This window comes from Actinoplanes sp. NPDC051411, assembly GCF_040682075.1.
In the GTDB taxonomy this organism is placed as follows: domain Bacteria; phylum Actinomycetota; class Actinomycetes; order Mycobacteriales; family Micromonosporaceae; genus Actinoplanes.
The window spans coordinates 20,088-30,159 of the sequence record NZ_JBFBAD010000120.1; the positions used below are offsets into that span (position 1 = coordinate 20,088).

The 10,072-nt window shown below is 60.3% G+C and carries 6 protein-coding genes; 3 read left to right on the forward strand and 3 right to left on the reverse strand.

The genetic code is table 11. The features are described from left to right. Positions 1 to 26: 26 nt before the first annotated feature. Both AB0M88_RS42010 and AB0M88_RS42015 read right to left on the reverse strand, forming a co-directional pair. Positions 27 to 1,658, reverse strand: coding sequence for a recombinase family protein (locus AB0M88_RS42010; protein ID WP_364111815.1), 1,632 nt, complete (start codon positions 1,656 to 1,658; stop codon positions 27 to 29). Positions 1,659 to 2,134: 476 nt separating this feature from the next. Continuing rightward, positions 2,135 to 3,187, reverse strand: coding sequence for a replication-relaxation family protein (locus AB0M88_RS42015; protein ID WP_364111817.1), 1,053 nt, complete (start codon positions 3,185 to 3,187; stop codon positions 2,135 to 2,137). An 808-nt stretch (positions 3,188 to 3,995) separates the two neighbouring features. Between AB0M88_RS42015 and AB0M88_RS42020 the strand changes: the two genes are divergently transcribed. Genes AB0M88_RS42020 through AB0M88_RS42030 form a run of 3 tightly spaced genes read left to right on the forward strand, consistent with a single transcriptional unit; the run spans position 3,996 to position 7,819 of the window. Beyond that, positions 3,996 to 4,238: a winged helix-turn-helix domain-containing protein gene (locus AB0M88_RS42020; RefSeq protein WP_364111819.1), complete on the forward strand. Its 243-nt coding sequence runs from the start codon at positions 3,996 to 3,998 to the stop codon at positions 4,236 to 4,238. Between the two features lie 43 nt (positions 4,239 to 4,281). Then, positions 4,282 to 4,950: a hypothetical protein gene (locus AB0M88_RS42025; protein ID WP_364111821.1), complete on the forward strand. Its 669-nt coding sequence runs from the start codon at positions 4,282 to 4,284 to the stop codon at positions 4,948 to 4,950. Beyond that, positions 4,943 to 7,819, forward strand: a complete 2,877-nt coding sequence (locus AB0M88_RS42030; RefSeq protein ID WP_364111823.1) for a hypothetical protein — start codon at positions 4,943 to 4,945, stop codon at positions 7,817 to 7,819. The genes AB0M88_RS42025 and AB0M88_RS42030 overlap by 8 nt, the downstream gene beginning before the upstream one ends. Positions 7,820 to 8,088: 269 nt before the next feature. Here the strand turns inward: AB0M88_RS42030 and AB0M88_RS42035 are convergent, their stop codons facing one another. Next, positions 8,089 to 9,543, reverse strand: a complete 1,455-nt coding sequence (locus AB0M88_RS42035; protein ID WP_364111825.1) for a hypothetical protein — start codon at positions 9,541 to 9,543, stop codon at positions 8,089 to 8,091. Positions 9,544 to 10,072: the final 529 nt, after the last annotated feature.

Consider the following 10,072-nt stretch of genomic DNA (forward strand, 5'->3'; position numbering starts at 1 on the left):
TTGCGGGGAAATCACGGCGGTTAGTTTTACAGCTTGTGGGTGGTCGTTGCGGCGTCGGCGGACATCGATTGGTGTCTCGACGGTTCGAGTCTCGCTCGGCCCACCAAAACAGGCATTGCGCGAACCGCTTCGTCTGGCCCTGGCACGCGGAAGACGGGGATGACTTTTTCATCGTCGGTGATCCGGATTTCGGCGATGAGCTGTTCGATCGTGGCCTTGCGCTCGGCTGACGTGCCGTCGGCGATGACGTTGGCCAGGTGCTCGCGGATGCGGTCGAGGGTGGCTGGTGATGGCGCGGCCGGCTCGTCTTCGATGGCGTCGGCGATCTCGTCCCGCCTGACCGTGAGCGCGTCAATTTCTGCGCGCAGCTCCCTTAACCGGGGACCGGCATCCGCTTCATCCATGGCGCCGTTCTCGAACGCCGTCCGGTAGCGGTCGCGTGCTGCCGTCTTCGCGGTGATGGCGGTTTCGAGGGCGTCGAGTTCGCCGCGTCGGTCGGCGTTAGTTTCGCGGTGGTGGTGTTGGGCGCGGGTGATTGCGTCGGCGATGAGCTGATCGGCGTTGCCGTAAAAGTCGTAGAGCGCTTGCAGCGTGGCGGCGTCCATGGCTGTCGCGTCCAGACGCGGCGCGTCGCAGCCGTGAGCGCCGTACCGAACGCGGGAGTAGCAGGTGTAGTAGCGGTAGGTGCGGTTGCGGCCCTTGGCCGACGTGCCGATGTACTTACTTCCGCAGTAGGGGCAGGTGATCAAGCCCGTCAGGTGGTAGTCGGAGTCGCTCATGGCTCGCTGGTTGTGGGCGTCGGCGCGGGCGTCAGCTATGTCGCGGACGCGTCGCCACGTGTCGCGGTCGGCGAGGGCTGGGTGGGCGTCGGCGACGTGGACGTCGCCGTAGAGGATGTCGCCGGTGTAGACGGGGTTGGCGAGGATGCGGCCGATTGTCATGCCGGACCACTTCTTGCCTTGGCGGTTGCTGACACCGCGTCGGTTAAGTGCGTCGGCGATGGCGCGGGTGCCAAGTCGCTGGTTGACGTACATGTTCACGATTTCGCGCAGAATCGGCGCTTCGCTTTCGTGCGGGACGAGTTTCTGCGTCTGCGGCTCGACCAGGTAGCCGAAGGGACGGTGGCCGCCGGGCCATTTACCTTTTGCTGCTTTGGCGTTCATTCCGTTGACGACTCGGTCGATGATGGTTTCCCTCTCGAATTCGGCGAATACCCCGAGCAGTTGGACGAGCATCCGGCCGATGGAGGTGGAGGTGTCGAATGGCTCGGTGGCGGAGACGAAGGCGACTCCGGCGTCGTCCAGTCCGGCGAGCAGGTCCAAGAGGTCCGAGAGCCGGCGGGAGAAACGGTCGACGCGGTAGACCAGCAAGACGTCGAAGCGTCCCGCTCTCGCCGCGCGTAGAGCACGTTGCAGACCGGGCCGTTGGGTGCTCGCTCCGGATGCGTCGTCGGAGAAGGGCTCAGGCAGTGCGACCCAACCAGGCTGAGAGTTGATGTAGGACGTCAGGGCAGTGATCTGGGCGTCGATAGAGAAGGGCTGGTGTTCGTCGTCGGTGGATCGCCTGACGTAGACGGCGATGCGACGGCTGCCGGTTGGCGTGTCGCCGAGTCCGGTGCGGGGTCGGCGGCGTCTTGTTCTCGGGGTGGTCGCTGCCATGTGGGCGCGTCCTTCGTGTGGGGGAGAGGTCGGTGGCGGCGCGGGTTGGTGGCCGCCACCGACGCTCAGTCGTCCGTATGGAGTTATGCGGCTGTGTTGGATTGGTCTTGGTGGTGCCGTTCGTAACGGGCGATGAGTACGGCGAGTGTTTCTACGGCGTCGGCGTACTCGGTGTCGGTCATGGTGACCGTTTAAATGCGCCCGATGGTGATGTCGGTGATTGCTGATCGTCCGTGCTTTCGGCGGATGCGATTGCTGTTTTCATCATACCCGGAATCGGGGTTGCCATGGGGGTCGCGGCCCATAGGCCTCCACAAGATGCATCATTCTTTGGCTACCAAATAGCTGTTCCACATTTGGCCCCCACCTCCTTTCGCTAAATCGTTGTTCTGCGGTTGTGCCGTCCGAGGAGGGCCGCCGGGGCGGTGACCGGCACCCACCTGACGCGTCTGCGTGGCGGCATGACGCCCGGCGTGTCATGCGACGTCCCGCGCGAGATCGGTGATGGCGGCGCTCAGCTCCCCCAGGGGCAGAGTGCTGCCTGGATGCTGATGCAGCCACCACACCGGATCCGCTGGATGAGCGGGGACCTCCGTGACGGTGCTTGGAGATCGAACTCCTTGGCCATGAACCGCGGTGGCCGTCGGATAGCCGGCCCGGGCATCGCTGAGCGCGTCATGCAGGTGGCGTTCGCGAGCCGCGCTCGGCAGCCAGAACAGCACCGGCCACAGCCGGCCCGTGACTCGCGCGAGGTCGTGATAGCCGGTGACCTTGTCGACCAGGCGGTCGAGTGGCTCGGTGCCGGTGTCGTACTCCAGAAAGAAAGCGGTCGAGGCACCCCGGTCGGTGAAGATGCCGTGCCCGTCCGGGCGGACCCTCGGCCGGTAAGCCAGGGCGGCCCCATCAAATCGGTCACCGGAGCCAAGATGTCCGGTGAACGCGCCGGTTTGCTGGCAGCGGGAGGCTGACCACCATCGGCGCAACGCGGCGCCTGGGTGGGTCCGCGCGTATCCGGCCAGTTGGGTGAAGAAGTCGTTGATACCCAACAGGTGCGGCAGGTTGGCCCGGCTGGTCAGGTGCCAGCGCCGTAGCCGCGCCTGATCCCGTCGTGGCATCAGCTCCCCGCGCTGACTGGCCATCACGTCGGAGCCGAGTTGGGCGAGGACCCAGCGGTAGGGGTAGGAACCGCCGTCGGGCCGTTGCGGTCGGAAGCGGTCGACCAACTGCTTGCTCATCAGGGCGCGCAGGCGGCGTTGGGCAAAGTTGGCTGACGGGAACAGCCCGGTAGCGATTTGCTCGGTTGTCAGCACGCCGTGGTCGGCCAGCCAGCCCAACAGCACCAGATCCCGGGTGGTCAGCCCGGCCTGGACCCGGAGAAGAGGCTCACCCATGATGGCCGTCCTTGCGGCTGTTTCCCCGTCGGGGGATCCCCAGGAAGGGATCAGTCGCAGCGTCGCCGTGCGCTCTGACAGCTGGCCTGAGCTGCACGACCAGACCCAACAGAACGTCCTCTTGGGTGTCCCGTTCAAGCAGGCCACCCAGCCGCACGTCCGACGGGATAGCCAGCGGGATGGCGGAACCATTCGAGCTTCGGCGCTCAACCGGGCGCCGAGGACAGACACGATCCGAGATCATCAACAAACTCCGTAGGCCGCGGTGGACAGCGAACGGCCGACACCGCCGCTACCGGAGCCCGCTGTAGGAGGCGGAGCCGGAGCAGTTCGATCTGGCCGCGAGGAGCAAGGCGCCGACCCGCGCAGACACGCGCCACCACAAGCCCAGATCGGGCCGCAGCGCACGCATCCGACGCGTGCCGAACACCGGGGCTCAACTCACCGGCGTGGGTACCTGATTCAGGATCCGCCCAATGACCGGAGCCGCCCGATGCCAACCAGTCACCCTCAGTCCTCAGACCCATGAACCGGCTTGCTCACTTAAGGCTGCTTAGGCACGGGTCCCAGCGGACGGGCAACCGGCCACACGGGATACGCCCACCAGAAGAAACCCAACAGCCCCGACGATCAACCGGGTTATCGAGCTTTCTCAGATGACGAACACTTCAAAGGACGGGCCGCGGCGATCTTGACCGCACCGCAGAGGCGTCACAGTGGGGCCGTGCCTATCCGAAGCCCACGAGCCCCGTGCTCGACCTCCGAGCACGGGGCCACGCTGCCATCGGCAACCGCAGGTCACCTCTGGGCTTCGCCGGCGTTCAGCGGCCTCCGCCAGCGAGGTGTCGCGCCAACCAAGCTACTCATCTTGTCTCTGCTTGTCTACCTATGTATCGCCTCGTAGCTGCCGATAGGGATACGTGCCACGCTTCGTAAGTTGGCGCTCGTGAGCCCACGACCGGTACGCACCGACGGACCAGTACCGGTCTACGTCCAGATCGCCGACTACATCGAAGACGACATCAAGACCGGCCGGCTCCAGCCCCACGACCGCATCCCCACCGAGAACGACATGCACGCCGAGTGGGGCGTAGCCAGAACAACCGCCCGACGCGCGGTCAACCTGTTACGTGAACGCGGGTTGGTCTATACCGTCGCGCAGCGAGGCACGTTCGTGAGCCCTAAGTGAACCCTCTCGTTCGCACCGCGGGCCGCATAGGAGTGACGTGTTAATGGCTTCCGACGTCGCATTCATGAATGAGCGGCAGCAACGAATCTACGCCGCACTAGCGGCGAGGCGTTCTGACATCGCCAGCATGTATAGGGCTGCTTTGCGCCTGCTCTCGACGCCGGCCGAGGCCGGCGACGAGCTAATGCGAATCTCCCTCATTTGTCATTCGATGCGTGAAGTGATGAATCCTGTCCTGCGCACTATGGGAACTGCGGCGAGCTCCAGAATCAAGCCGCCGAGCAAAACGCAGGTCCAGGAGCTACCGGACATGCTGGCAAGGTTTCCGGGCTTGGCTCTTGATGCCGACGGCGAGTCCGTCCCCGTTCCGCGCGCCGTTGCGAAGATATTTGACAAGCTGATCAAGACGGCGGTGCAAGAGAAGCGGCGCAGCCGAGACGACGTCGCATCTCTGCTCACGGATGACGGAAACGGTGAGCATCTCGCGGTCAAGCGCTGGATCGAATCTCGCGACTTCTTCGTGGGATGGGCTCACCTACGGGATGAGCAACCCGAATTACCGACATTGCCGAGTGACGAACTTATGCGCGCGCACGTGACCGTTTTCGATGAGCTCTTCGATGCAGTCACCACTGCCTTCTTTGCACGTCGCCAATCGATAGATGATCTGCTGGCCGAGATCAACTCCTTGGAGGAGGTCGGCAATGAGTAGTTACAAGGCGCCGAGCAATGCCGACGTTCAAGCGGCCCTCCTGAAAATACCGACGTTCCAACTGCGCAGGGTCTTCTACGAAGGTCTTAAGAATCCTCGGTGGATACGGCCATTGTTCGAGGCGGGCGCCTTCGCACACCCGCCCGAGCCAGAGAACACCGACGATGGATACATACGCGACGTCTACTGGCCCGAGATGTCATATCTGACTCGGATTGCGCCAGAGGCGCCGAGCGACGTGGTCGATGTCTTGCTCTCGCTTGGCAACAGCAACAATGCGTGGGTGCGGCGCGCGGTTTTTGAAATCGGGTCTAGGATTCCCGCTACGGAAGGAGCCCGCCTTAAGCCGCTCCTTCAAGCGTGGGTAGCGACGTCTGCTGGTTTCGGGTGGCGAACGGACCCGAGGGAGCTTGTGTCGTTTGCGATCACACTTCTTGAAGGCGGTCAGACCAAGACGGGTCGCTGGTTAGCGAATCACCTTTTCGCACCGAAACTCTCTGTCTCTGACGATCCATTCAGACGGAAGCCAGTTCTTGCCTTGGAGGACTACTGGTACCAGGAGGATTTGCCACGTCTGGTACCAGCGCTTGGCGCCGACGCACTCAAAGCGGTTGCCGGCTGGCTCGTCAGTTTTGCGAAGTTCTCCGGGCACGCGGATGGCGAGCACGACATCAGCGGTATGGTCCGCCCGCTAATTCGGACACGCAATAGGTCCTACCCAAGTCCTGAGGACGCCTTAGTCGACGCACTGAGAGATCTGGCGATACCGGCTGTACTGGAATCCCCGGATGCAGCACTGAAAGTGCTCCTCGGCTCGGGCGTTCAACTGCTCCGCAAGATAGCGATGTTCGCTGTCGCCGAGGCGATTCGTCAACGTGTCAATGCAGGCGCCGACGCCCGTTATTTGCTTGGTGTGGCCGAACGGCTTCTCGGCGACGAGGCGTCTGATGACGATCATCTGCGCGTCGAATATGCTGAGCTTGCGCAAGCAGTTGCGTCGGTCGATCCGAGCGCTCTTAATGTCATAAATAAGTTCATCGCCTACGCACACGCGAAGGACTTGAAATGGATGCGCGAACGCCTCGTCGATCCGGACACCCCCGATGAAGAGGCTGAGGTTCAGATCCAAGAGCGCGCTGGCCGGTACAAGCATCTCTGGCTTTCTGCGATCGGTGCTGATTCTTTGCCACCCCAACTCCGGACCGAGCTGGCTGAGTTCGATGCGCGCAACGGTACGGTCGAAGGAGCGCTCATTCCCTCGGGCATAATCACCGGCTGGACGGGGCCAAACCCGTACAGCACTCAAGATGAGATGGCGGCAATGAGCCCCATCGAGCTTGTCGCTCGCCTTGCGAGCTGGCGAGACACGGGAGACGGGTGGGGACCTGAGCCCTCTCATGAAGGTCAGGGGCGAGAACTTGCGGGACTCTTGACCACGAACCCGCACGCCATAGCCGGAGCCACAAATCTCATCGAGCAACTCCGGCCGACCTACCTGCGCGCCATCTTTGAGGGATGGGAGGCAGCCCTCAAAGCCGACATGGAACTCGATTGGCCACAGGTCGCCGGGTTGATTCGCGACGTTCTATCGCACGGCAACGAGTCGCCCTTCCCCGTCGAGGGCAGAAGGATGGAGGACGACAAGAACTTCCGCGGGGCGAAGAGCGCCGCGGTTGGTCTTTTGGAGGAACTCGTCAAGAAGCGCGACAGCGTGACAATTCCGGACTACTCAGTAGCGCAGTTTGCGAAATTGCTGATCGATGACGCCGAAGATGACGAATCCTGGGTGGAGTACGACGAGTATGAGGTGGTCGGTAACAGCTGGGACCCGCTAACCATGTCGCTCAACTGGCAGTGGCCCAACCGATTGCGGGCGTTGATCTACCTGGCCACCCGGGCCAAGGCGGCGCCTTGGAAGCCAGCGGCGATGGCGGCAATTGAACGCGAGCTCGCGCGAAATGACAGGCACGGTGCCGGCCGCGCAGTGCTCGGAGAGAATGCGGGCCGCCTCTTTGTTGACTCACCGGAGTGGCTGAAGAGCCACCTCGAGGAGTTCTTCGGCTCCGAACAGGGCCTCTCCATTCAGCAGCAGATTTCCTTAACCACGACTCTTGCCACCCATTACTATTACCGCGATTTGTACGATCTGCTAAGCGGTCCAATGATTGCGGCAATTGAAGTAGGTGACGGTATTGTCCGCGGATGGCGTAGCGAGTCCGACCCTATCCAGCGAGTTGGAGAATGGGTTGTTGACGCACTGATACGCGGCCACAAGACGGCAGATGATCCAGTTGTTCACGCGTTCTTCACGGCGGCCCACGCCAAGATGCGTGGCGACGCACTTGGCACTATCGCTTGGTCATTCCTTCACGCTAACCGCGTAGACGATGAGATCCGCGATCGGTTCGGAGAACTGTGGGACAAGCGCTTCCAGCACGTAGAAGATCATCCGGAGGACCATGAAGAGCTGATGGGCTTCTACTGGATCGCCAAGGGCGACAAGTTTCCTGTCCAATGGTGGTTGCCAAGGTTGAAATTGGCACTGGAGCTAGAACCAGCAATTGCGACGCAGCGATATATGATCGGCAAGGATCTCGCCCGAGCCTCTACAGTTGACCCGGCGAATTCGTTTGCGGTGCTTAAGCTTCTCCTAGCCGGTCGTGACGCGAATGGTATGATGTCTTTCGACCTCGCGCGGAATGCGCTGCCAATAGTAATCGCCAACGCGATGAAGGCAGGGAACCCGTCCTTGAGATCGGCGGCAGAGGCGTATATGAATGACCTCGGCGCGAAGGGAAATCTAAAACTCGATGCCGAGGTCAAGGCTGCCCTCGACGGTGCGGTGACCGTCGCTGATATCGATGACTGAGCCGTCATACTGATTGCACACAGCAGGAGCGATCGATAGAGTGCCTTACTGCCGTCTACGACTCCGGGTGTACGGCGGCGCTGACCAGCGGTAACGGAAATTGGCACGCTGTCGAGGCAGCACATCGGGCATGCGCGTTTATGCCAGCATGGACCGCTCAGCAGGCATGCTTGATCTAGCTCATGCGGCGTGCGCCGGGCCCACGGATAATGCAAGACTCCGAGCGCTCGCGGCCGGCATGGGCAACGCATGATTCTTCCCGAAGCGAGCTACGCTTTCGAGGCAGATGGCTTATTGTCTCTTCTGGCGTCGATAAGAATAACGCTAGGATCGTCGCGCATCTTCAACTCTGCGAGGATGGTGTGGACCTTGGCTTGCTGCTCTTCGGTGTAGAACAGAATTACTTTGATCGATTTTTGGGTTTCGTTTGCCTTCTCATATATAGAAACTTGATTTAGCAGGTTTTGTCGCAGGTGAGAGTTGCTGGCAAGTTTTAATTCAACCAGAGCCTTACTGGTTCGTCCGAATGACACCTTGAAGTCGACCGGACCGCGGCCGTTGTTTGGTTCTCGGTTGACGTCAAAAGTCGTCCCGTACCACACCAACCCGAAGAATAATTGGACGTCTTCTTCCCTGCTGAAGGTCTTGCCTTTGCGGTTGAGAAGTTTATACCCGTCCTGATCCTCGATGTATCTCTTGAATGCTAGTACGCGTTTCCGCGCCTCCACGTAGCTATCCGGGGAGTGTGCGTAGAAGTCGGTGTCTCGTTCAAGCTGGTCGATCGCCTTGCGGACTTGGGAAACGAATAGTGTCCGGAGGAAATCGACATCGTCGGCATTGCGAGTCAGCGCTTCCTCTGCCTCTCGCTCCTTCATCTGGAGATAAAGGTCGTGTAGGACTGGGAATCGAAGGAGCGTGGCAGAGATAGCTTCGTACCGAGGGTATTCACCTCTCGCTTCCATTAATTTCTGCTTGAAATACTCGTTAATCTTCCCCCGCAGTGTCTCGTCTTCACATGCACGCACAATGACGTCGAACTTTCGAGTCAAGTCCTTGCGGTTGATGAAGGTTTCGTCGAGCAATAAAATGTCGGTAGGGGTCAAGAGTGCATAATCGTCACGCGGCTCAAAGTACGGCAGCTCATATAAACCGGGGCGCCAAACGCGAGTCTCGTAATCGAATTCAACACGATCTACCCGAAATATTTTTAGCTTGTCCTGAGAGATATGCCTTCTGCCAAATTCCTGAGTGTATTCGAGAAGATATTTTTTGATTATGTTGGTGGCAAAGTCGCTTACGCCGTCACGTCCGACGCCGTCGTCAACAAGTCGGATCTGTTCAAGATGTATTGCATCCTTCTCGCTGCTGACGAAGATCGAGAGATTGTCCATCAAGCTGTTCGCAAATTTCTCGCCGGGGCCATTTCCGCCATTACCCATGAAGGTAAATCCAAGCCAATTCTGCTTGACCTCGCGGAATATGAACCACTCCTTGCGAAGGCCTTTATTACGGCGAGCAATTTCTGTATGATCTCGCAAGAAGGCAAGATACCTAATCATTGAGTCATGCAGTTCCTGGTATTCCGCCTTTTCGCTTTGAAATATCAGGAATGGATCTACAAATGCAGGTAGATCAGAGACTAAGCAGATATTCAGGGCTCCGTACGCGTCCAACACGTCTTCGGAGACTTGGAAGTAGTCTGAGAAGTAGATCTTACTCGCCATAACTTAATGTAGCTGACTAGTGTCACTATGTCACCAGTGATGAGCATCGATTTGCATCTAGGAGTGCTTGGCAAGAGATCACCCGTGCGAGCGATCTTCGCAGCATGACCCGGGGTTCAGGGCGGAGTCCTGAGGGATCTTGATGTGTCTGGGTGGTCCCCAGCGCCGCCGCGCAATGCTGCTTCGCTATTACGATTCGGTCCACAAGCTTGATCCTTGGGTGGCACTCGTGGCTTGCCTGCAGGTCCGACATGCCATTGCAGGAGGTCGCGCCGGCCGCCCCCGGACGGTAGGCCGCCTGGGGCCACCGTCCGGGGGCGGCCGGATGCGGATCATCTCTGACAACGACAAAGATCTTCGCCAGATCGCCTGACGGGGGACCAGACCTGCGCGATTGCTGATGGGCTCGTGAGGATCATCGCCTACGGTGTGAATGAGCTTCCCCCAGTTTTCCGGACACCTGAGGTGAGGTGGATGACGGCTTCCAGGAAGGATGTCGTGTCATGCCTGCTCCTCACCCTGTCGAGTT

What these genes read in the sequence shown, in the direction of transcription:
- AB0M88_RS42010 (WP_364111815.1), bottom strand. Translation starts at nt 1,658, where the DNA reads ATGGCAGCGACCACCCCGAGAACAAGACGCCGCCGACCCCGCACCGGA.
- AB0M88_RS42025 (WP_364111821.1), top strand. Translation starts at nt 4,282, where the DNA reads ATGGCTTCCGACGTCGCATTCATGAATGAGCGGCAGCAACGAATCTAC.
- AB0M88_RS42030 (WP_364111823.1), top strand. Translation starts at nt 4,943, where the DNA reads ATGAGTAGTTACAAGGCGCCGAGCAATGCCGACGTTCAAGCGGCCCTC.
- AB0M88_RS42035 (WP_364111825.1), bottom strand. Translation starts at nt 9,543, where the DNA reads ATGGCGAGTAAGATCTACTTCTCAGACTACTTCCAAGTCTCCGAAGAC.